The organism is Gardnerella sp. DNF01144, from assembly GCF_049244245.1.
Taxonomy (GTDB): Bacteria; Actinomycetota; Actinomycetes; order Actinomycetales; family Bifidobacteriaceae; genus Bifidobacterium; species Bifidobacterium piotii.
Genome location: NZ_CP058390.1, coordinates 1,104,767 through 1,126,347, shown reverse-complemented (window position 1 = coordinate 1,126,347; position 21,581 = coordinate 1,104,767). Strand labels below are relative to the sequence as shown.

The 21,581-nt window shown below is 40.9% G+C and carries 22 protein-coding genes; 16 read left to right on the top strand and 6 right to left on the bottom strand.

The features are described 5' to 3' along the window. Positions 1-110: 110 nt before the first annotated feature. On the bottom strand, positions 111-1,394 hold the full coding sequence (locus tag HXT36_RS04650) for an ATP-binding protein (protein ID WP_421778663.1): 1,284 nt from the start codon (positions 1,392-1,394) through the stop codon (positions 111-113). Positions 1,395-1,810: 416 nt separating this feature from the next. Here HXT36_RS04650 and HXT36_RS04645 point away from each other — a divergent pair, with 416 nt between their 5' ends. From HXT36_RS04645 to HXT36_RS04585, 13 genes are all read left to right on the top strand, one after another. After that, entirely contained in the window at positions 1,811-1,993 is a 183-nt protein-coding gene (locus HXT36_RS04645; RefSeq protein WP_016635642.1) for an antitoxin VbhA family protein, read from the top strand. 28 nt (positions 1,994-2,021) lie between these two features. Beyond that, a complete protein-coding gene (locus tag HXT36_RS04640; protein ID WP_421778662.1) occupies positions 2,022-2,744 on the top strand; it encodes a Fic/DOC family protein in 723 nt (240 codons plus the stop codon). 156 nt (positions 2,745-2,900) lie between these two features. After that, positions 2,901-3,938, top strand: a complete 1,038-nt coding sequence (locus HXT36_RS04635; protein ID WP_082258581.1) for a Fic family protein — start codon at positions 2,901-2,903, stop codon at positions 3,936-3,938. 36 nt (positions 3,939-3,974) lie between these two features. Further along, positions 3,975-4,205: a hypothetical protein gene (locus HXT36_RS04630; RefSeq protein WP_016635645.1), complete on the top strand. Its 231-nt coding sequence runs from the start codon at positions 3,975-3,977 to the stop codon at positions 4,203-4,205. Between the two features lie 168 nt (positions 4,206-4,373). After that, complete coding sequence (locus tag HXT36_RS04625; protein ID WP_016635647.1) at positions 4,374-5,684, top strand: Fic family protein; 1,311 nt, start codon at positions 4,374-4,376, stop codon at positions 5,682-5,684. Positions 5,685-5,692: 8 nt separating this feature from the next. After that, on the top strand, positions 5,693-6,742 hold the full coding sequence (locus tag HXT36_RS04620) for an FAD:protein FMN transferase (RefSeq protein WP_421778661.1): 1,050 nt from the start codon (positions 5,693-5,695) through the stop codon (positions 6,740-6,742). Between the two features lie 328 nt (positions 6,743-7,070). Continuing rightward, positions 7,071-8,885: an FTR1 family iron permease gene (locus HXT36_RS04615; protein ID WP_421778660.1), complete on the top strand. Its 1,815-nt coding sequence runs from the start codon at positions 7,071-7,073 to the stop codon at positions 8,883-8,885. 15 nt (positions 8,886-8,900) lie between these two features. Then, positions 8,901-9,533: an iron transporter gene (locus HXT36_RS04610; RefSeq protein WP_004131558.1), complete on the top strand. Its 633-nt coding sequence runs from the start codon at positions 8,901-8,903 to the stop codon at positions 9,531-9,533. Between the two features lie 105 nt (positions 9,534-9,638). Further along, entirely contained in the window at positions 9,639-10,910 is a 1,272-nt protein-coding gene (locus HXT36_RS04605; RefSeq protein ID WP_421778659.1) for a Fe-S-containing protein, read from the top strand. Between the two features lie 12 nt (positions 10,911-10,922). Then, complete coding sequence (locus HXT36_RS04600) at positions 10,923-12,347, top strand: ABC transporter permease (RefSeq protein WP_421778658.1); 1,425 nt, start codon at positions 10,923-10,925, stop codon at positions 12,345-12,347. Continuing rightward, positions 12,337-13,626 carry an ABC transporter permease gene (locus HXT36_RS04595; protein WP_421778657.1) on the top strand — a complete coding sequence of 430 codons (1,290 nt, stop codon included), beginning with the start codon at positions 12,337-12,339 and terminating at the stop codon, positions 13,624-13,626. Before HXT36_RS04600 ends, HXT36_RS04595 begins: the two co-directional genes overlap by 11 nt. Before the next feature lie 61 nt (positions 13,627-13,687). Then, entirely contained in the window at positions 13,688-14,533 is an 846-nt protein-coding gene (locus HXT36_RS04590) for an ABC transporter ATP-binding protein (protein ID WP_016792839.1), read from the top strand. Positions 14,534-14,588: 55 nt separating this feature from the next. After that, positions 14,589-15,212, top strand: coding sequence for an FMN-binding protein (locus HXT36_RS04585; RefSeq protein WP_016635749.1), 624 nt, complete (start codon positions 14,589-14,591; stop codon positions 15,210-15,212). Positions 15,213-15,223: 11 nt separating this feature from the next. Here HXT36_RS04585 and HXT36_RS04580 read toward each other — a convergent pair whose 3' ends face one another. After that, entirely contained in the window at positions 15,224-15,460 is a 237-nt protein-coding gene (locus HXT36_RS04580) for a hypothetical protein (protein WP_032813307.1), read from the bottom strand. A gap of 259 nt (positions 15,461-15,719) precedes the next feature. Here HXT36_RS04580 and HXT36_RS04575 point away from each other — a divergent pair, with 259 nt between their 5' ends. Continuing rightward, a complete protein-coding gene (locus HXT36_RS04575; protein ID WP_020757080.1) occupies positions 15,720-16,067 on the top strand; it encodes a hypothetical protein in 348 nt (115 codons plus the stop codon). A gap of 41 nt (positions 16,068-16,108) precedes the next feature. Here HXT36_RS04575 and HXT36_RS04570 read toward each other — a convergent pair whose 3' ends face one another. Further along, the gene (locus HXT36_RS04570; RefSeq protein ID WP_016792835.1) at positions 16,109-16,612 is read right to left on the bottom strand and encodes a hypothetical protein; all 504 of its coding nucleotides are present in this window, start codon (positions 16,610-16,612) and stop codon (positions 16,109-16,111) included. A 193-nt stretch (positions 16,613-16,805) separates the two neighbouring features. Between HXT36_RS04570 and HXT36_RS04565 the strand changes: the two genes are divergently transcribed. Beyond that, positions 16,806-17,546 (top strand): response regulator transcription factor, encoded by a 741-nt coding sequence (locus HXT36_RS04565; RefSeq protein ID WP_421778656.1) that lies wholly within the window; start codon positions 16,806-16,808, stop codon positions 17,544-17,546. Beyond that, entirely contained in the window at positions 17,540-18,772 is a 1,233-nt protein-coding gene (locus HXT36_RS04560) for a histidine kinase (RefSeq protein ID WP_421778655.1), read from the top strand. The genes HXT36_RS04565 and HXT36_RS04560 overlap by 7 nt, the downstream gene beginning before the upstream one ends. A gap of 218 nt (positions 18,773-18,990) precedes the next feature. Here the strand turns inward: HXT36_RS04560 and HXT36_RS04555 are convergent, their stop codons facing one another. From HXT36_RS04555 to HXT36_RS04545, 3 genes are read right to left on the bottom strand one after another with little or no spacing between them, the layout of a single operon-like run. Beyond that, positions 18,991-20,163, bottom strand: coding sequence for an exodeoxyribonuclease V (locus HXT36_RS04555; RefSeq protein ID WP_421778654.1), 1,173 nt, complete (start codon positions 20,161-20,163; stop codon positions 18,991-18,993). 34 nt (positions 20,164-20,197) lie between these two features. Then, the gene (locus HXT36_RS04550) at positions 20,198-20,851 is read right to left on the bottom strand and encodes a response regulator transcription factor (protein WP_020757085.1); all 654 of its coding nucleotides are present in this window, start codon (positions 20,849-20,851) and stop codon (positions 20,198-20,200) included. Between the two features lie 34 nt (positions 20,852-20,885). After that, positions 20,886-21,347: a hypothetical protein gene (locus HXT36_RS04545; RefSeq protein ID WP_421778653.1), complete on the bottom strand. Its 462-nt coding sequence runs from the start codon at positions 21,345-21,347 to the stop codon at positions 20,886-20,888. Positions 21,348-21,581: the final 234 nt, after the last annotated feature.

Here is a 21,581-nt window from a genome sequence, read left to right as displayed (position 1 = left end):
GTTCGCTTGCTTGTTTTCTTTCTTGCTTGCGTTCACACTCGAAGGCCCTTTTTGTATTCTGCTTATGTGTTTTTCGATTGCATTCTGCTTACTGCGTTCTGGAATTTGACTTAGTTTGCGTTAAGCAGCCACTGTGCTATGTCTATTACGCGTATTCCTTCAATGTCGTAGGAATCATGGCGAGTGTTTGCAAGCAGTATTTTAGTGTAAGAGTCTTTTATTGCTTTTAGTGGCGAAAGTTCGCGCTCCAACGTTGCATTGTCACTAATGTTGTCTGAAACTTGAATATAAAGCTTTTCACTCGCTTTTACTGCTACAAAATCTACTTCTTTTTGGTAAAGTTTGCCAACATAAATCGCGTATCCTCTTCGCATAAGCTCAAGTGCCACAATATTCTCGTACGCTCTACCGTAATCCATGTTGCGTGTTCCTAGAATTGCGTAGCGTAGCGCGGTGTCTGCTAAATAGTATTTTTCGTTTGTTTCTAAATATTTTTTACCACGAATATCGTAACGTTTTACTTTATAAAACATGAATGCATTGCATAAATATTTTAGATAATTGCCAACTGTTATGTGTGTTGTTTCAATATGATTCTTCTTAAGTATTGAGCTTACATTGTTTGCGGTTGTAAGATTTGCAATATTATCCATTAAAAATTCGCATATTGAGTCAAGAAGTGACACTTCCGATATTGCGTATTTGTCTACTAAATCGCGTTTAACAAGAGTTGTATACACGTTTTTTATGTACGCTTGCGCATCGTCTTGGTTAGCGTAAACGTATGATCCTGCAAGTCCGCCGTGTTGTAAATACTTTTGCAATGCATTGTTAAAGTTGTTTTTTACTTCAAAGTATTCGCAATATTCTGCAAAACTAAACGGGAATACTGGTATTTCAATGAATCTTCCACTAAACAGTGTTGCAAGGTCCGAGCTAAGTAAGAATGCGTTAGATCCCGTTAAATAAATATCGTATTTATTGCTATTGTGAAGGCTGTTAATCGCAAGCTCAAATTTTGGGCATAATTGCACTTCGTCAATCATAAGAACGTTGTACGCCTCGGGTATGTAACGGCTTTCAACGTATTCAAAAAGGCTTTTGTAATTTTTTAGATTTTCGTAATTTAGGTTATTGAAGTCAATGCTGATTATGTTAAGTTCTTGATTGTTTGAGTTGTTTTGCTGTTGTAGCTTGTTTGGCTGCTGTGCGTGTTTGGCTGATGCGTAAAGTTTGCTATTTTGATTGCTATAAGTGTTTTCTAAATATTTGCTATAAGCTCGCAACAACTCCGATTTTCCACTGCGTCGAATACCAGTAATGATTTTTATATCTGGAGTGCCTTTAAGTCGCTTTAGGCGATTTAAGTAATCTGTTCTCTCAATGAGTTTCATTGCAATCACCTTTTATATTCAAAATCGTAGTATTTTTCACTTTTGAAAGCAAACACGTATTTCTACTTTCAAAACTTTAATTTTATTTTACTTTTGAAAGTATTATATCATTTTCACTTTCAAAACTGTAATATTTTTTAAGTTTTGAAAGTGAACCGTCTTGTGTAAAATTCAAAGTTTGAGTTATCAATGACTTAAACTTACGAAAAATAAAAGTTTAGGTTATGAATGACTTAAACTTGTAAAAAGTGGATTTTGTTGCGACTTCTGTTTGCGTTAACACTCGAAGGCCCTTTTGTATTATGTTTATTGCGTTTTTTGATTGCGTTCTGTTTATTGCACATAAATGCATTGCGAATAGTAAAATAGTTGGTAGTTATTTTTGATTTGAGAGAGGGTGTTGGCAGGGAGTAGAAATGATTGATAAAGAAACGCAAAAGTTCCGACTGGAAAACGTTGCAATAGCATTATCTTCAGCAAAATTAGAAGGTGGTACGGTCTCTTCTGCATGCTTGGCTGATACAAGAAAATATATTCGCGGTTCTATAAGCGCAGATGAGCTTATATCTCTGACTCGTAAGCGTTACGGTCTGGAATAATTAATCTTAACTTGTTCAAGGATTAATCATGGTTGATGAAGTTTTTGACCCATATCTTATTCCTCATACGCGAGTGCTGAAGAACAAACTTAATGTACAAACTCAGGAAGATCTTGATTTCTTTGAAAACGATTTAGTTTCAGTCCGTAGCTATAAGTTGTACGAAAACTTGCCGCATGCAGAAGGCACTGTTAGGCAATTGCAGTGGATTCATCATTATCTTTTTCAAGATGTTTACGATTGGGCTGGTCAGATTCGTACTATAGACATGACTAAAGGTGGTGGCGAGCCGTTTCATCCGCTTGAATACATGGGCGTTGGGATTCGTTACTGTGAGCAAACGCTTAAAAATGATAATTTATTGCAAGGTTTATCTATTTATGATTTTATTAGTAAGCTAAGCGTAAATTATAATAATTTTAATGTTTTGCACCCATTTCGTGAGGGCAATGGCAGAACGCAGCGTGTTTTTTGGGATATTGTTGCGCGAGATGCTGGATATCATTTCGATTGGGGTTTAATAACGCAGCGCATTAACGACAAGGCTTCGATTCGGGCTAAAGATGCTAACGATACTAAGCTTCTTGAAGACATGTTTCGCATTATTACAAAGCCACTGAATGTTGAGCTTTTAGCTCAGCAGCAGTTTGCGCATCTTGTTGAAGAAGAATACGAATACGCGCCGAATGTGGCTAGTGTTTTGCAAGATAAGGATTACGCGGCGTATAAAACGCGTTACGGCATAGATTGAATGTAGCGCTTGCGCATTGCTAACGATGATATCTTGGTTATTTCTTTTTGATGCATATTTTCTTTTGCGAATCTTTACTTTTGTGTGCGTAAAATCGCAATTATCTTTACTTTTGATGTTGATTATGGGAAAATAAGTAAAGATTTTAGCTATAGTATGGCGCTGGCATGTAGATTCGCAATAATTCATCTCAATAAAGCAGGGCAAGTGGAAGAAAGAGAAGCGTTAAAAATGTATGATTACACGGGATTTAACAACATGCTGCGTGAAAAAGGCGTTAAAAAATCGCAGTTAGCAGCCGAGTTGCATATTTCTTCTCGTACGATTGCAAAAATCTCAAAAGGTGAAAAACTATCAAATTTAGTAATCGCAAAAATCAGCAATTATTTACAATGTAAGCCAAGTGAATTGTATTGCGTAATCTCGGGTAACCCTATTTTGCAAAGGCTTAGGGAAGAAAAGGCGCATCGTATTCCAGGCGGAATTTATCACGAGCTTCAAATTCGCATGACGTACAACTCGAATCATATTGAAGGAAGCCAGCTAAGCGAAGATCAGACTAGGCGAATTTTTGAAACTAATACTATCGGCTCCGAAGAAAAAGCGGATGGTGTAGTTGATAGCGCGGATTCAAGTGTTGGCGTAGTAGGGAATACGGGTATTAAGGTTGACGATATTGTTGAAACAGTGAATCATTTTCGCGCGATTGATTACTGTATTGACGTTGCTGAAGAGCCTCTTAGTGAAGACATGATTAAGCATTTACATTTGCTGCTTAAACGTGGAACAAGCTACGAGCTTCTGCCTTGGTTTAGTGTTGGCGACTACAAGTTGCGTGCGAATGTTGTAGGCGGTGTGCAAACTTGCGATCCGAAAAAAGTGCATGAGGAGATTAGCAAGTTGTTGGCAGAATACCTTGCTAAAACTGATTTGCAGCTAGAAGATATAGTTGATTTTCATTACAGGTTTGAGCGAATTCATCCCTTCCAGGATGGTAATGGCAGGGTTGGTCGTTTGATTGCTTTTAAGGAATGCTTAAAGCATAATATTGTGCCGTTTATTATTGAGGATAGAAAGAAATATTACTACTATCGCGGTCTCAAAGAATACAGCAATGAGCGCGGATTCCTAGTTGAAACTTGCTATGATGGTCAAGATACGTTCCGCGCGCTGTTGAAGCTTTTTGGATTGTGACGCGAGCTTTTGTAAAGAGACTGTATTGTGTAACGTATGTGTGGCGTGGTAGCGTGTTTCATACGATTTGAAAACGAAAGTTTTGCGGGCGATGCATTTATGCGTCGCCCGATTTTTTTCACTTACCATCAGCTACGCCGAAACGAGTGGCGTGATGTTGCCGATGCTATCAATATTTCTATAGTGCGTTTTTGCGAAAATGTCGGTATAGACGAATGTTTTTTACTCGCTATGCCTTCATTTTGGCAAAATGTAGGTATAGAATAGATTTTTACATTAGCTATGCAATCATTTTGTGATAAATGCATTATTTGCGTATAGGCAAAGATATCGCAAGCAAGATATAGCAAGCAAAATATTGCAAGACATTACTACAAAATCTTCAATAACGTAAACGCAATAATGTAAACGCAATAACATAAATGGAGTCGCATTATGGATTACAAAACAATACGCAAAATAGTTGCAATGTCTAAAAGTAATGCAAAACCTTGTGATATTGCGGAAGAAGAGTATTGCTTGCGCATTGATAATCCTGCAACGTATCGTTCTGGAATCGTATTTGACGCTCATGAAATTTTTGCAATGTGTGTAACGGATCTTGTGACGCACATGAATGATATTGCGTATGCTGAAAAAGCGGTTGAAAAAGCGTGGAGCAGGTTGCCGCGGTTTGCTCAGCGCGAGTATTTAATGCAACTTATTGCAAAAGAAGTGCAAAATACCAACATTATTGAAGGTGTTCACAGTACTAGAAAAGAGCTTTCCAAAGCGCTTGCTGCTGCGAGTGAGCAGAATAAGCATACGCGTTTTAGTGAATTTACTAAGCTTTTTCTTGAGCTTGCAGATTCTAAAGAAAAGTCGGTTGCGGAATCTGTTGTGGATTTGAATGTAAAGTCAGTTGCAGACTCCAATAAGAATGGCACTTCAATTCCGCAAACATTGCAAGATATACGAAAAATCTACAATAGCATTATGCAGTGCGAATTAGAATCAGGTGATATTCCAGATGGTGAGATTTTTAGGAGTGGAAAAGTAAGTATTCGTGATGGCGCAAATAATGTAGTGCACGATGGCGATGCAACGGAAGCAGAAATTCAAGATCATTTAACGCAGATGTTGAGTTTGATGAATAGTAACAAAGTTCCAACGCTTATTAAAGCGTGCATGTGTCATTATGCTTTTGAGAGCGTGCACCCGTTTTATGATGGAAACGGCAGAACTGGGCGGTTTTTGCTTGCTTTGCAATTGCACGAGCAGCTTTCGATGCCAACAATTTTGAGCTTAAGCTCTGTAATTTACGCAGAGAAATCTGGATACTATGCCGCTTTTTCTAAAGCTCAAGAACTGTTTAATTGCAATGATTTAACTATGTTTTGCTGCACAATGTTGAAATATATTAAAAAAGCACAGAACGAAGTATTCAACAATATTGTTTTGCAATTAAAACAGATTATTTACTGCATGAATAAGCTGTTCAAGTTTTCCAAAAAAACAGCGATTTCTAAAGTTCAGTACGAAGTTATGACCATTTTGTTGCAAAATAAGCTTTTTTCGTATAATCCAACTCCAATGACTCGCAAGCAATTAAGCGAATACGTTGGAAACGCAATTGATGAGCAGGTTGGTGAGAGAAAGATTGTGAGCGCGCTTAACGGTTTGATTGAGCTTGGAATGGTTGATTCTATTGGCGAACGCCCTATTAGGTATGAGCTTTCTAAAAAAGCGAATGAAATGTTTGCGTGAGGCAAATAATGTTTGGGAATGTGACGGCTTTTGAGCGCGCGCTTGGAACGGGGATTATTATCTCTAGCAGCGTGCCGATTTCGCAGCGCGTGCAGAAGCGGATTCGTGCCTTTGTTGAAGAGTATGAGCAGACTCTTTCGCGCTTTCGTGAAGATTCGCTAGTTTCGCGCATGGCTAGTGCGGAGCATGGCGGCGAGTTTGAGTTTCCAGCATGGGCTGGGCCACTTTTTGCACTTTATGGCGAGTTTTACGCTGCTACTCGCGGAGCTTTCGACGCGTGCATCGGCGCGGATCTGCTTGCGCTTGGCTACAACAATTCTGTGCAGTTCGTTCCAGAGTCGGCAGCTAGCGCGAGTTCTAATATAGGCAGTTGGGCTAATTATCGCCGCGCTTTGCCGATTACGTGGGCAGATATTTCGCAAGATAGCGGCAGTGCAACGCTTTGCACAAATCAGCCAGTGCAGCTTGATTTTGGTGCAGCTGGAAAGGGCTATTTTGTAGATCTTGTAACACAGATTATTAAAGAGGAGCTTGAAAGTGATTCGCCTGCGGATAGTGATTCGCCTGCGGATTTTGATTTTCTTGTAAACGCTGGCGGAGATATGCGCGCTTGTTTTAGCGAAGAGAATGATCAAATAAAAGTGGCTCTGGAAAATCCGTTTGACACAACTCAAGCAGTTGCAGTGGCATCAATCGCAAGCGGAGCATTGTGTGCGTCGTCTAGTGCAAGAAGGCGTTGGAAAGTAAAAGAAGCAAGTTGCTTAGGTAAAGATGCAAGTGGATTTGAGTCTAATTTAATTGCGACTCACTTGATTAATGCGCTTGATGGCATTCCTGCTTGCGATTTATGCGCAAGCTGGGCGTATGTGCCTAGCAAAACTTGCGCTTTTCCAACTGCTTATGCCGATGCGCTCGCAACTGCGTTGTTTGTATCGCAAGAAAGCGATTTGCAAAAAATCGTGCAAACTACCAGTGCTGAGTTTGCTGTAATCTCGCCAAATAATGCGCTTCGCAAAACGCGCGCATTCCCAGCGCACTTTTTTGCGGAATCAATTTAAAAAGATTGATAATTATCGTTATCAATATCATTTTTGCAAATTTGCGTGTTTTTTGCTCTGAACTATATCAATCTACTTGATATATCGATATTATGTTGATGGGGTTACTTGCGAGGCGACTTCGAATATAACAAAACGGAACAAGTTCTAGCAAAACAGAACAACCGCGTAGAAATCGCCAAAAAATTTGAACGATTAAAACTGAAAACTGAAGACTGAAGCTAAAACTTAAAGATAAAAGCTCCAGCAAAACTAAAAAATAGAACGAAAATAAAAGAAGTTGGGTGCGCTCGATGGGGATTAGAGCCAAAGGAGATATGGAGACATTATGCACGCGTGTGCAAAAGCGCGCCAAAAAGCACGGCAAGTGTATGCATTTTTACTTGCAATATGCGTTTTTGTAAGCTGCGCAATAGGGTTTGCTGGTGTTGCTGGGTTTGCTGGAATTGCGGGGCTAATCGCAGCTCCAACGCCTGCTTATGCTACGGATGCCAATAAAACATACAACACTTGGTCGGAAGTTTCTTTAGCTATTAAAAGTCAGCTAGAACAAGGCAAAAGCGAGTATGCAAACGCAAATATGGCAGGAGCTGCAACCAGGTTTCAAGCTGCATACAACTCTGTTTATGTAGCTTCAAACATGATTACAGTTGTGCGAGATACGATTAGTCAGAATAAAGTTCAATCGCAAAGTGACCAATTCCAACAGTTGCAAACGCTGGTATATCAACAAAATCAGGCCGCGCAAATTAGTGAAGTCGTATCTGCTCTAGAAGAAGACGTTGCACAAACAGCATCTCAATTAGACTCAAACGCAAATCTAGATAAGCCGAATGTTTATGCATCCAAATTGCGCGCGCAAATCGCAAAAGAACGCAAAAAGCTCGATGCTGCAAAAAAGAAGAATCTTGGACGAAACGGCAGAACTTGGAGTCAAGTAGCGCGAGAAATGAACGTTATACTCGACAAATCTGCATCAACGTATAAAGCAGCAAAAGCAAATAAGCAAGAAGTTGCAAAAGCTGTTGATTTAGTGAACGAAGCCTATTACCAGTATTACGAAAAGCTCGGTTTCGAGAAGAACGTTATGAACGCAATAAGCGGAAGCCGAGTAAGCGCTGTTGAATATCAATTCAAAGAGTGCAGGCAGGCTATGAACAGTGGCAAATCATTTGCGCAAACAAAAAAGCTGTTTACAGATCTTGAGTCAATGCTTATTGAAGATGCATCCAAGCTAGACGGCGGTGCGGCGGCTAATGCCAATGTGTTTATGCAATTTATAACAAGCTCCTTTGGTCAGGCTTTTATAATATTGTTGCGCGAAGGGTTGGAAGCTCTGCTGGTTGTTGCTGCAATAATCGCGTATCTTATTAAATCTGGGCACAAGCACATGGTTAAGTACATTTACATGGGTCTTGTTGCTGGAATTGCGGCGTCGCTTGTTGTTGCTGCGCTATTTGGATTGTTATTCAATGGCTCTGGACCGCAGCAAGAGATTACGGAAGGCGTTGTGGCGCTGTTTGCAATGCTTATGCTGCTGTACACAAGCAATTGGATGATTTCAAGATCTTCTGTGCAAGCTTGGAACGAGTATATTCGCAACCAAACAACGGCAGCCGTTTCTAAAGGCAGCCTGATTTCTCTAGCGTTGCTAAGCTTCCTAGCAGTGTTTCGCGAAGGTGCAGAAACTGTGATTTTCTACCAAGCGATTTTTGCTGTATCAAGCGGAGCTGACTCCATGATTTGGGGCGGATTCGTGGCCGCAGCTGCTGTTCTAGTTGTAATCTTCTTGCTGATTCGCTTTGCATCTGTGCGCATACCGATTCGCCCGTTCTTTGCAGGAACAAGCGCGCTTATGTGCATTTTAGTGGTGATTTTTGCTGGCGGAGGTGTGCATGCGCTTATAGAGGGCGATGCGCTCGCTGGCGCGTATATTCAAGGCTTGCCAACTAACGATTGGCTTGGATTCTATCCGTACGTTGAAACGATTTCGGCGCAAGTCGTAGCTGCAATCGTAGTTGTTGCGCTGTTGTGTGTGAGTTTTGCGCGCGCGCAAGTCGCAAGCAACCGTTGGCAACAGTTAACGGATAAGTCAAAACTAAAAATCAAAACTAAAAATCAAGCAATAATAAACAATAACTAATAGAAAAGGTTAGATATGAAGAATAAAAAGATGATGGCAATTGCAGCCTTAGCGCTTGCAGGAATGCTAACACTCACTGGCTGTGGCGCAAACGGAAACGCAGCAAAGTCTGCGTCAAAGCCACAATCATCTGAGCAGAAGGCCGACGATAAGGGAGGAGACAAGGGCTTTGAAGAGGTTCCAGTTGGACCTCACCAAGACCAGAACATTGGCCCGCTTACGATTGGCGCTGTGTACTTCCAGCCAGTCGACATGGTTCCAGCAGGCATGGGCTTAAAGGCAAGCGAGGCAAGCTTCCACCTTGAGGCAGATATTCACGCAAACAAGAAAGGTGCACAGCTTGGCTATGGAAAGGGCGAGTTTATTCCAGATTTGACTGTGAATTATCAAATTATTGATAAGGCGAGCGGTGACGCTGTTGTAAAGGGCACGTTTATGCAAATGAACGCTTCCGACGGCCCACACTACGGCGCAAATGTTAAGCTCGATAAGGCTGGAAACTACAAGTTAGTGCTTTCTGTTGAATCGCCAGAAAAGAAGGGTTGGATGCTTCACGTAGATCCTGCTACGGGCGTGACTGGCCGATTCTGGACTGAGCCAATTACCGCTACATTCGACGATTGGAAGTACACTCCACGTCAGTGGTAGTTTTGCCAGTAGAATGCATGAGTAATGCATAAATAGTGCAAAATGGCGCATAAATAAAAAACAAAAATAGATAACAAATAACACATAAATAGCAAAGGAGGGAACATGCTCAGGATGTTCGTTACAGTACTTCCAGGGCTGCTCCCTCTTGCGCTGCTTACAATGGGATTAAGCGCAACGCTAAGCGTTGGCGAGGGACGAGATAAGCCAATCAGCTGCCGCTGGCGACTTTTTGGTTTGATTTTTGGAACAGTTGCGGCGCTTGTTTTTGCATTTTTGCGCGCAAGCGTGGTGATTAATCAGCGCAATTTTGTGAATCTTCCAGCGCTTTGCATTGCAGTTCCGCTAGATATTGCAACAATCGCTTGTGTTGGCGCATCTGGCAAAACGGTTGCAAAATGGCGCAAAAATCCGCTGCCTTTGCACATAAGTAATGCAATTGGCGCGCTTTGCCTAGCGTTTACAGTGTTTTACGCGCTTCCAGACGTGATTTTGCAGCTTACGATTTTCGTTGACTCCAGCACGCCTCCGTTTACTTCCGATATGCTTCTTCGCGCGCTAGGATTTATTCTTGGCGCGGCTGCTGCGATTTGCATAAGTCTTATGGTGCGATCTTTGCGCACAACCGCGAGTATTGGCGCCTTTAAAATCGCAATTATTCTAAGCTTAATAATCTTGCTAATTCAGCATTTAACATCCCTGCTGCAAATTATGCAAGGAAGTATTTTGCTGTATATAGACGATTTTTCGTTTAGCATTCTTGTTTGGCTTATAAACAACGCTCCGCTTATGATTATTGCGCAAATTTGCGTGTTTTTGATTCCTGCATTTGCGTCTATTGTAATTGGTTTTAAGACGCCTGTAGATGGAGAAAATCCTGCACAAATCCGCGCAAAGCGAGCGTTTAAGCGCAAGTCTAGAAGGTCTGCGCTTGCGGCGCTAATGGCTGCAATCGTAGTAATACTTACGCTTACTGCTGGCGTGTATCTTATGAATATTAAGCCAACGCTTACGCCGCCAGAACCGTACGAGTTGCATGATGGCGTAGCAACAATCAACTTTGTGCAAATTAGCGATGGCCACTTGCATAGATTCCAATACAAAGCTAAAGATGGCACTGTTATGCGCTTTATAATCATCAAGAAAAATGGTGGAGCGTATGGAGTGGGTTTGGATGCTTGCGAAAATTGCGGAGACGCAGGCTACTACGAAAAAGACGGCAAGATAATATGCCGAAAATGCGATGTTGCAATAAATTTGGCGACTATTGGTTTTAAGGGCGGATGCAACCCGATTCCATTCCCATACAAGGCTGGTGGCGGAAAAATTACCATTCACACAGCCGATTTAGACGTGCTTAGCTCGCACTTTAAGTAGGAGTGCTTGCAAATGTTTATGATTCGAATGGTTGCGCGATCTCTTGCAAGGCAGATTAAAAAGCGAGTTCTTATAGCGATTGTTGTGTGCTTGAGTGCGTGTGTAAGCGTTGCAATGCTTAGCGTTGTTTACGACGTTGGAGACAAAATTAACGCGGAGCTTAGCTCTTACGGATCCAATATTATTGTTCAGCCTAAGTCGAATGCTGTTGTGAACGATTTGTATGCGTCTCGCACAAAGTCGGACTATAGTAATTCGCAAGCTTTGCAAACTTCTCAAACTTTGGCGGATGCTGAAAGTCAAGAATCTACCGCTTTTTTGAAGGAATCGGATGCTGCAAAAATCAAAATGATTTTTTGGGCGTTTAACATAACGAATTTTGCGCCAAAACTAACGATTTATGCAAATCTTAAAGCAAATCTTAAAGCAAATTCTTCTGCTGAATCTGCTAATTCTGCTAATTCTTCTTCTGCTAAATCCACTAATTCCGCTAAATCTGCTAATTCAGTAGTTCCGATTGTTGGCACGTGGTTTAATCGCAAGCTTGCGCTCGCTTCTGGAGAGACAACAGTTGTTGGCGTGCAAGGAATGCGGTCTTGGTGGAAGATGCTTGAAGGCAGATTCCCGCGCGATTTTAAGCACGAGGCCGCTGTTGGTGCAAATCTTGCTAAAAGTCATAATCTAAAAGTTGGTCAGCGAATAAAACTAACTCGTTCTGGCAGGCAAATCTCACTTAAAATTGTTGGCATCTACGATTCTGGAGATATCGACAATAACGCGATTTACGCGGATTCCAGCCAGGCACAACGCCTTTCCAATAGGCCAAATATGGTTGAGGCGATTGAAGTTAAAGCATTGACTACGCCAGAAAACGATTTAGCGCGTAAAGCGGCGAAGAATCCAGCGGCGCTTAGCCAAGAAGAGTGGGAGACGTGGTATTGCACAGCCTACCCAAGCTCGATTACTTACCAAATTGAAGAAGTGATTCCAGGAGCTGTTGCAAAGCAAGTGCGGCAAGTTTCGGCTATGCAAGGCAGCGTGCTTAACAAGACGCGCGCTGTGATGGTGCTTATGACGGCGCTTAGCTTGGTTGCTGCGGCTGTTGCTGTTGCAAATCTTATGGCTGCTGCGATTTCGGAGCGCTCGGGGGAGCTTGCGCTGCTCAAGGCGCTGGGTGCGCGCGATGGCGCTGTTGCGCGGCTAATGCTTATGGAAACAGCGGTTATTGCGTGCGTTGGTGCGCTTATTGGTATGATTGCAGGCTTTGGCGTTGCGCAAGTGATTGGATTTAGCGTGTTTGGTTCTGCGATTTCGCTTCGACCAATGGTATTTGTGCTGGTGTTTGTGCTTCTTGCGATTACTGTTCTTGCTGCTGCTGGCTCTTCTATTCGCTCTATTTTGCATGTGCGTCCTGCGGAGGTGCTTCATGGGCGTTAAATCTGGTTCGGGTATGACTTCTAATAGCGCAATGTTTGCGACTATGCTTTTTGGCGCGGTTTTTCGCCGAAAGTCGCGTGCGCTTATGGCAGTAGTTGCAACTCTTGTTGGTGCCGCTACGCTATTTTGCTTGGCTGCAATCTGCATTGTTGTTCCTCAACAAATGAGTGACGAAATGCGCACGTACGGAGCGAATATTATTGTGACGCCGCTTGCAGGCGAGTGGAAAAATGGCATTGATCGCGCAATGGTTTTGCACACTAACGACATGGTTCTTGCAAAAGGTGCTATGCGATCTGCTACCTACCGTTACGAAAATGTGCGCATTAATGCGGCTCCGTACGTGCTTGCTGGAGTGGATGTTTCCGCTGTTAAGTCGCTTAATAAGCATTGGAACGTGGACGGCGCTTGGCCTAGCAGTGGCAACGTTATGGTTGGGCGAGATGTTGCTTCGGCTATGGGATTGAAGATTGGTTCGCGCATTGCAATCGCGTATCGCGCTGGCGATAATTCCTCGGATTCGCACAAGCCCGCGCAAAAGTCGCAAGGTAAGTCGCAAGGTAATCAAGCAGAAAATCAAACAGATAAATCTTCCTCAAAAAAGCTTGTTGAAGGCAGAGTTTCCACAGATATTATGGATACTCACGGCACAACTTTCCGCGTTTGCGGCATTCTAGACACGGGAGACGCCGAAGATTCCATGCTTTACGCAACTAACGCGGATTTGCGTGTGCTTACAGGCGTTAAGCGCGGTGCGGACGTGATTGCTTACTCGTCTTCTGCGCCGAATGTAGATGCTGTTGTGCGCAGCATTAACGATATGACTTCTATGCGCGTTCGTGCGCAACAAGTTACTAAAGTTACAGCGGCAGATACTGGCATTATTGCTATGCTTCGCAGCCTATTTTGGATTGTTTCGCTGGTTGTTCTTGCGTTGATGATGGTTGGTGTAAGCACTACGATTTCTTCGATTGTACAGCAGCGCCGAAATGAGATTGGCTTGCGCAAAGCTTTGGGTGCGAGCGCTAAGAGCATTGGCGTTGAGTTCACTGCGGAATCTGGGCTTTATGGTTTTATTGGCGGAATCTCTGGTACGGCAGTAGGGTATGGATTTGCGCGATTGCTTGCGTCAATGGTGTTTGCGCGAGATTTGAGCGTGAATTGGTGGCTGGTTGCCTTTTCTATTGCGTTTAGCGTTGCGGCGTCTTGCGTTGCTGCGTTGCCGCCTGTTTTGCGCGCTTCAAAAATCGACCCTGCGATTGTGCTTCGAGAAGAATAGCTTTTATAGTGATTTTAGAATGATTTTAGAATGTTTAGTTAAGGATTTTTAAGGATTTAATATGGCAGAGAATGTAGAAAATAGGCAGGAAAATACAGATTCCAAGCCAGAAATGCTGTTGACTTTGGACCATGTTTCCAAGATTTACGGCTCTCTTCGCGCTGTTGACGATTTGTCGCTTACTGTGCCGCAAGGCGAGTGGCTTTCGATTGTTGGCTCGAGCGGCTCTGGCAAAACTACGCTAATGAACATTATTGGGTGCATGGATTCGCCGTCTAAAGGCTCCGTTGCTTTGCAAGGCCGAAAACTCGAGGATTTGAACGCGGGCCAGCTTGCAGACGTTCGCAAAAACGTAATCGGTCTTGTGTTTCAAAAGTTTTATCTTGTGCCACATTTAACAGCCGTAGAAAACGTGATGGTTGCGCAATACTATCATTCTGTTGTAGACGAATCGCAAGCAATGGAAGCTTTGGAACGCGTGGGATTAAAGGACCGCGCACATCATTTACCAAGCCAGCTTTCTGGCGGTGAGCAGCAGCGTGTGTGTGTTGCGCGTGCTCTTATTAACTGCCCGAAGTTGCTTCTTGCGGATGAGCCGACTGGTAATTTGGACGAAAAGAATGAGCAGATTGTACTCGACTTGTTTAAGCAGCTTCATTACCAGGGCACTACGATTATTGTTGTAACGCACGATTCTTTGGTAGCTCAATGCGCGGATCGTGAAATTATGCTCAACCACGGTGTGCTTGTTGGGGAGCGTTGGAATAATGAGGATGCGCGCAAAGCGTACGAGGCGATTGGTGGCAAGCCTGCGTTTACGAGTGCGCATGTTGATGAAAGCGTTGCGCAATCTTTGCAAAATCATGAGCCTACTAAGTCGCCTAAATTAGCGAATTTAGATGATTAGTTTTTAGATGATTAGTTGCGTATAGTTTTAATTTAAGATTTAAAGGCGATGATTTATGATTTTAGACAATATGTTTCACAATGTTTCACGCTGCAATAATTTGCGTGATGATTTGAAGTCTAAAAAAATTGCAAAAACGGTTGCTGCGATTGCGGTTTTGGCTAGCTCAAGTGCTTTTCTTGCATCTTGCGGTGAGCCGAGCGCTGTTCCAATGAATGATGAGTTTGCAGGAAACTCTGGTCAAAGCGAAAACGATAGTGGCAATTCTTCAAAATCTTACGATTCTGGCGCTCAACAATCGCACGCTTCTGCGCAAAGTGAGGATTCACAAAATCAGCAAAATCAGCAAAATTCGCCTAAAACAGACACTGGCAATTACAAAGATGGCGATTACAAAATCAAAGCTAAGTATGGGCCAGTTGCAGAAGATAGTATTGATGTGAATTTAAGCGTTGCAAATGGAAATATTAGCAGTGTGCAAATAACGTCTCATCCGTTTACGCCAATCTCCAAAAAACACATGAGCGCTTTTAGTGAGGCTATTCCAGGAAAAATCGTTGGAAAGCCGTTGAAAGATTTGCATATTTCGGTTGTTGCTGGAGCAAGTTGGACTAGTGATGCCTTCAATAAAGCGCTTGACGTTGCTCGTCAAGAGGCTTCAATCGCATCTGCAAAATAATCTTGACTACCTTAATCTTTGACTTCAAGAATAGTGCCTTCGTCGCGAATCATCGCTGCTGCCATAGCTCCAGTTGCTGCCATAAATGGAATAATCGCATTTCTGTATTCGTTCATGAACTGTGCAAAATCATGATTCCAAGATATAAGCGCAACGTACAAAAGAAGGAATTCGATTGCTGTAAATATTGCCCACTTAAGAATCCAAATAAGCGTTTTTTTAATAAGTTTTATAGAGTCCTTGCTCATGAGTTGTTTCCCTTCCAATTTGCTGTTTTGTTTGTGAGCATTGTAGCTAATTCGCGTACGCTGCTTCTCGTTCGTATGCATTTTGTATTTCTAGTATAAATGCTGCAAGTCTTCGAGAAATACTATGTACTCAAAACTCAGTACTCAAGATTGCACGGAAAATGTTTGTAATTAGACTTAAAGCAACGCACAAATATATTGAAAATATGTGTTGCGAATATAAGTTGTGAATATATTACAAATACAAGGAGATACAAACATGAGTAGCGCAAATATTGGTAGTGTAAGCATGAGTGATTTTGGCATAAACTCTTGGCAGCCAGAAGATAACGTGAACAAAATAGGAAAAGTTTGCGAAAATAGCATTAATCAAATTCAAAAGCAGGAAGATAACCTTGCGGAAAATAGTAGCGAAGAGCTTTCACAATATGAAATTGATGAATTAGCTAAGCAATTAGAAGAATTCTTTACAAAATATATTGTGCTAGAAAATGGCTCTTTTGTTGTAAAAGAGGATGCTATTATTGCAGACGGCTATGGCGATTACATAGAATATTTTCGCAATGCTGCAAAAGGATTAAATCTTTCAATGGAAGATCAACAATAAGCTTAGATCCTTAAAAGCTTAAATCCTTAAAGTCTAAATCCTTAAAAATCGCTTTCATCAATAGGGTGACCTTGTGGGCGCTTTATTACTCGCCATAAAATTACCAATGTTACAACGCCATTTGCAATTCCATAGTAATAAATCCAAGGAACGTGAATAAGCCCACAAATAAAGCATGTAATAATATTTGTTAAATTATTTAGATAATTGCTACGTATTTGCTTATTTTGTGATTCGACTTTTTTGCGCTCTTGCTCAAGAGTAATTATGTAATCTTTGTTGCTTTCTATATTCTCAACATCATTACTTGTTCTGTTAGCGCCTGCGCCATCAATCTTAGATATATTATTTGCGATATACGCATTTTTTTCTTTAATAACGCTTTTACGCAAGAAAAAATATGCATAAGAATACAATGCAACAGAAAGAAGTCCTGGTACAAGCCACAAAACGAAGAAGCCAAAGCTACGCATAAAAGCAGCTGTTGAGGCAAGCGCCACCGCAGCTACTTCTGCGGAGTGCAATACTACTAGTCGTTTTGTCATATAATCCTGCTGCAATCATTATTGAAAATGAATTTTCAACGCAACTAAAAGTCACATATTGTTACTTATTATAACCAAATTTGACTTACATGCATTACTTGTAATCATTTATTACTACACGATTTGCTCTACTTTGCGCATGATTATAAAGTAGAATATAAGAAAAGTAGCATAAGATTGCAAGAAAGCCATTATGCCAAAAACGTATGCAATAGTAGATAACGACCCATTAGTTTTAGCGGTTATGCGAAACGTACTCAGCAAGCTTTTGCCAGGCGAGTACGCGTGCAAATGGTGTGTAAAATCGGGCGTGCAGGCTTTGAAATATTGCCAAGTAACAAAAACAACTCCAGATTATATTTTGATTGATATGTCAATGAAAGACATGTCTGGAGTAGACGTAATACGCGCAATTCGTGAGAAAAACAACAGCATTATTTTAATTGGCATGACTTCTTACGATTGTAGATCCTACGCTTCGATGGTTTCGCAAGTTGGCGGGCAAGCGATGGTTGCTAAAGACAATTTCAAAGGACTAGCAGAAGCTTTGCAATATTGCGATAAGCAGAATGTGTATGGCTGCCGTTGTGTTAAAGACGTTGCTTACGATTTTGCTACACCGCAAGAATCTTTTATTAGGCTTTCTAAATCAAGATTGCGTAGCGTTTTGCCTCCTCAAGAACTAAAAATTATGGATCTGCTTGCTAAAGGTTACACAACGAATCAGATTGCGTCTCAACTTTGTCTTATGCCAAACACTATTAACACGCATATTCATAGAATTTACAAAAAATTGCATGTTTCTAACCGAGTGCAAGCAATATCCGCATTTGCTGCAATGCAAAATCGTGAGCAAAATAGCAATATGCAATATTTTAATGATTCGCTGCAAAATCATCAGAATCTTTTGCAAGAAACGGATAATGCATGTTAATGAAAACATTTTCGCGCGTTATTGAGTTGGTTAAAAGCTGGAAAATTCAGCGAACTTTATTCATAATATTGGCGATTCTTGTAGTGTCAATGGATGTGCAATCTTGCAATACAGCTGGGTTGTGGCATAACCCGCAGCAATCTGTGTGCCAATACGTTTGGATGTTCGCAATATTTCTTTTGATTGCTTTTTCACGTCAAATATCCCTCGTAACTCCGATTTTATATTGCGTAACGTTAGCAGTACCAGGCGTAAATGCAACTTGCTTTCTTTTTTCATTGATCGCTAGCATGTTTGTTGCAGGCTTTTACGATTCGTGGAAGTATTTGCTTTGTGCGTATATAGTTTCGCTGAATATTATGTACTTTGCAAAAATGGCGTACATTCCGCTTACTTTCCCTTGTTTTATTCTTATTTCCATGATTTGCGGTTACGCTTTGCGCAAGTATTTGAACATGTTGGAGGAAAATAATCGCGCAAAAATGGATATTGTGCGCAGTGAGTTCCAGTCTTATATTGCTTCTGTTGCATTGCAATTGCATGACGATGTGAACAATGAGATTACGGATATTACATTGCTTGCGACTGATGCTTTGTATGCCGAGAAAAGTAATCATACAAAAGAGTCGCTAGAGCAGATTGTTGAGCATTCTCGTAATGCGCTTTCTAAAACGCGACTTGTTATTAATCTACTTGAGCAAGCTGAGCATAAGTATGATGATTCTTTAGATTCAAATATTGCTAGTATTGCTGGCACGCAGTTTATTTATGGTTCTAATGGTAATAATTGCATGACTTTGGCTGATTTTCTATGCAATATTCGCGCGCGATTGCAATCTGAGAGTAAGATTTGTGAGCAGCTTGGGTATTACGGCTCTCTAACAGTAAATGATGAAAGTTCGGGAAGTAACGATTTTGCTGCATCTGCAACTGTTAGTACTGAAAAAGCTCAATGTGCTATTCGCATGTGCAGCGAGCTGCTTACTAATATTCGTAAGCATTGCAATACTAGCGTTGATTTTTCTATGAATGTTACGGTTGATGAGCGCGAATGCAAAATAATGTGTATGAATTCGATTTCGATGTTGAATAAGTTTGGCGAAAGGCTTGTTTTTGGAAAAGGACTATTGTTCCACAAAAAATCTGTGGAACGTTTAGGTGGATCTTTAAGCGCTCAAAAAGATGATGATACTTGGCTGGTCAATGTTGTTATTCCGCTAAACTAGCATCACTCAAATCATGCGTTATCGTGGCAGTTTTTGCTAGATTTGCAATTTCTGCCACGATAACGCTTATAACATAGCAACGAAACAGCATTCTGCATAACAGATTAACCGCTTACTTGCATCTGCTGCGCAAAGGTTCGTCCAAATACTCGGTCGAAATACTTCCAAATACTCGATTAAAGCGCAAGAAAGCACAATAATTTATTCTTGCACAATGGCTATTTCTCTGCATGAAGAGGAACGTGTACATTAATAATCCACGAATCGTCATCTTCAATAACTTTAAAAGTTCCGCCAACTCGTTCCGCAAGCATCTTATGAAAACGCAGTCCATATCCTAATTGCAAGTTAGCAAGAATACCGCGTTGCGCACTATTTATACACGTAATGTGACATTCATTGTCATTAAGCATTACATTCATAGCGTATTCTTTAGGCTTTGCAGCATGCTTTTTTACGTTTGCAAGTAGTTCTCGGCAAATATATTCAATTTGAGCACATTCTTCAAAAGGCAAACGCATTGATTGAGAATCTTCAGCAGTTAAATCACTACTCAAGTCAATGGAACCAATATAGCCAAGCTTTTCAAATGACTTTTGTTCACAGTCAAATAGAGCGCGTAAGCCTGTGCAAAAATCTTTATAACATGTAGTCGATTGCATAACATCTCTAGTGCTTGCAGTTGTAGCATTGTCAAGAAGAGAAATGATATTGCGTGCTTTATGAATAGTTGTAGTAGCACATTGAAGAATCTCTCGCGAATTTTCGTGCTCTTGGTCATGAGTTGTTTGAGGTTCAATAGATTGTTGGGCCATCATCATAATACTGGAAAGCTCATTAGTTACTTCATCATGCATGCGAATTGCCGCAATAGTGGCATATTTTTGAAAAACGTTGTAACGCTGTGCAAATAACTGTTCCTGTTGCTGGTGAATAGTAGAAATATAGTATTTTACGATTGCGCTAGAAATAAGAGTGATAAGAAGCCACCACGCTAACACATAAGCGTTTTGAAAATCGCATATAACAAAGAACCATAAAGATACTCCACAAGAAGAAAGCACGGTGTACCAAGGTTGAGTAATTATAGCAATTGCCAAACAAATCAATATGGTAAGCATCATAGATGAATAGTTGATATTGGGCGCAACAATTACCAACGGCATCCAAATGAGCACAATAAAAGATGCTTTACGTGGCCATATTGCAATGCATAAGCAGATTACAATCCATACTATTTCAACCGTAATTGCATGCCAATTAGAGTAGTAATGAAGATTATTATAGGAACAAATTTCAAGAATCAAAGTACAACTTATGACTGCACCAATTCCAATTTTCTGCCAAGCATCATGCGGCAAAAAATTTATCATACGTGTTAATAATTTCATAACTACCTACTTTTACACGTTAATTTCTTACACGTTATATGTCATGCGAGTATTTTGCGAGCGCAGCGAGCGCCTGCATGCGACTTTTAACTTGAAGTTTTCCATAAATACGCCGTAAATGCGTGTTGACTGTTGAAACTTTCACATTAAGCTGATCTGCAATCTCTTTCGTAGAATACCCCTGTTTGCACAAGCGCATAATTTCCGATTCTTGAGGAGACAAAACCGAAGTCTTCGGAAGTTGAGAAATCATATTAAATGATTCTTGCGGAGTGTGAAAATAGTCAATATATTGTGGCAATTCTGGGCAACCGTAGCTTGTTGTGCGCGATTGGATAGCTGCAACTACGTCTGATAAATTGTCTTTATGTATTAACGCTTGACCACCCGACTTAGCAACTTGCAATACGTATTCATCCAGCATGTAGGAAGTAATGCCAATTAAAACAATATTGCTATTGCGCTCGCGAATTGCCTTAATTACACCAACACCACTCATTTCTCTCATTGACATATCTACTAAAAGTACGTCAGGAGTATTTTCTGTAACGCAACGATGAATAGCTTGTTTTGCAGAAGAACACATCCATGCACAAACAAAATTTTCAGGCAAACGACTTTTTAGAAGAAGTCGCATATATCGCAATACAAGCGTGTCATTATCAACAATTGCGTAAGTAGTGTTCATACAATATATGGTATCTTGTTTTGGAATCCGATTATCAAGAGATGTGCGATTGTATTGTTTTTCTCAAATTATCAAGATTGTACACATTAAAGTGCCATACGCTAGCACTTTCCGTTGGCACACTCCATTCTTCAGTTTTGCCATTTGCAGTAAAACGAATTATTTGAGTTGTTGGCTTATTTATAACTTCAAAATTAGTGAGTTGATTCCACGCAATACAACGAAGATGCTTATCGTCTAATTTAGCTAGATTACCCGAGCCTAAAATGACATTCGGATTAACAATAATAAACTCATTATTAGTGGCAGCGACAATACGTGTAGCAGTACCTTCCATGGCGTACCACAGCGTGTTGAAGACAAACAATTTTAGTAAATCTTTCCACCAAGGGTTGTACTTCATAGTAAGCACATATGTTTTACCAACTGAAAGATTATGCGCTTTAAAGTACTTAACAATATCTTCTTCTCGTATACCGCGCAAAGGATTGGTCATAATAAGCACCTCCTTGTGATTCTTGTTTTGTAAATTACCAACATACTAACGTGCAGATTTTATCTACACAAATAGGCGTACCTATTTTTAACGATAGTGCTTTTAGAAAAACTTTTAAAAAACTTTTACTATTGGCAGTTTGCATGTTCTCAACAATCAATATTTAATAATATTTCCGTTTTGGAACTATTTTTAAATATCCGCGTACTTACTGAGTTATCGTGGCAGTTTTTG

What these genes read in the sequence shown, in the direction of transcription:
- HXT36_RS04650 (WP_421778663.1), bottom strand. Translation starts at nt 1,394, where the DNA reads ATGAAACTCATTGAGAGAACAGATTACTTAAATCGCCTAAAGCGACTT.
- HXT36_RS04645 (WP_016635642.1), top strand. Translation starts at nt 1,811, where the DNA reads ATGATTGATAAAGAAACGCAAAAGTTCCGACTGGAAAACGTTGCAATA.
- HXT36_RS04640 (WP_421778662.1), top strand. Translation starts at nt 2,022, where the DNA reads ATGGTTGATGAAGTTTTTGACCCATATCTTATTCCTCATACGCGAGTG.
- HXT36_RS04635 (WP_082258581.1), top strand. Translation starts at nt 2,901, where the DNA reads ATGGCGCTGGCATGTAGATTCGCAATAATTCATCTCAATAAAGCAGGG.
- HXT36_RS04630 (WP_016635645.1), top strand. Translation starts at nt 3,975, where the DNA reads ATGTGTGGCGTGGTAGCGTGTTTCATACGATTTGAAAACGAAAGTTTT.
- HXT36_RS04625 (WP_016635647.1), top strand. Translation starts at nt 4,374, where the DNA reads ATGGATTACAAAACAATACGCAAAATAGTTGCAATGTCTAAAAGTAAT.
- HXT36_RS04620 (WP_421778661.1), top strand. Translation starts at nt 5,693, where the DNA reads ATGTTTGGGAATGTGACGGCTTTTGAGCGCGCGCTTGGAACGGGGATT.
- HXT36_RS04615 (WP_421778660.1), top strand. Translation starts at nt 7,071, where the DNA reads ATGCACGCGTGTGCAAAAGCGCGCCAAAAAGCACGGCAAGTGTATGCA.
- HXT36_RS04610 (WP_004131558.1), top strand. Translation starts at nt 8,901, where the DNA reads ATGAAGAATAAAAAGATGATGGCAATTGCAGCCTTAGCGCTTGCAGGA.
- HXT36_RS04605 (WP_421778659.1), top strand. Translation starts at nt 9,639, where the DNA reads ATGCTCAGGATGTTCGTTACAGTACTTCCAGGGCTGCTCCCTCTTGCG.
- HXT36_RS04600 (WP_421778658.1), top strand. Translation starts at nt 10,923, where the DNA reads ATGTTTATGATTCGAATGGTTGCGCGATCTCTTGCAAGGCAGATTAAA.
- HXT36_RS04595 (WP_421778657.1), top strand. Translation starts at nt 12,337, where the DNA reads ATGGGCGTTAAATCTGGTTCGGGTATGACTTCTAATAGCGCAATGTTT.
- HXT36_RS04590 (WP_016792839.1), top strand. Translation starts at nt 13,688, where the DNA reads ATGGCAGAGAATGTAGAAAATAGGCAGGAAAATACAGATTCCAAGCCA.
- HXT36_RS04585 (WP_016635749.1), top strand. Translation starts at nt 14,589, where the DNA reads ATGATTTTAGACAATATGTTTCACAATGTTTCACGCTGCAATAATTTG.
- HXT36_RS04580 (WP_032813307.1), bottom strand. Translation starts at nt 15,460, where the DNA reads ATGAGCAAGGACTCTATAAAACTTATTAAAAAAACGCTTATTTGGATT.
- HXT36_RS04575 (WP_020757080.1), top strand. Translation starts at nt 15,720, where the DNA reads ATGAGTAGCGCAAATATTGGTAGTGTAAGCATGAGTGATTTTGGCATA.
- HXT36_RS04570 (WP_016792835.1), bottom strand. Translation starts at nt 16,612, where the DNA reads ATGACAAAACGACTAGTAGTATTGCACTCCGCAGAAGTAGCTGCGGTG.
- HXT36_RS04565 (WP_421778656.1), top strand. Translation starts at nt 16,806, where the DNA reads ATGCCAAAAACGTATGCAATAGTAGATAACGACCCATTAGTTTTAGCG.
- HXT36_RS04560 (WP_421778655.1), top strand. Translation starts at nt 17,540, where the DNA reads ATGTTAATGAAAACATTTTCGCGCGTTATTGAGTTGGTTAAAAGCTGG.
- HXT36_RS04555 (WP_421778654.1), bottom strand. Translation starts at nt 20,163, where the DNA reads ATGAAATTATTAACACGTATGATAAATTTTTTGCCGCATGATGCTTGG.
- HXT36_RS04550 (WP_020757085.1), bottom strand. Translation starts at nt 20,851, where the DNA reads ATGAACACTACTTACGCAATTGTTGATAATGACACGCTTGTATTGCGA.
- HXT36_RS04545 (WP_421778653.1), bottom strand. Translation starts at nt 21,347, where the DNA reads ATGACCAATCCTTTGCGCGGTATACGAGAAGAAGATATTGTTAAGTAC.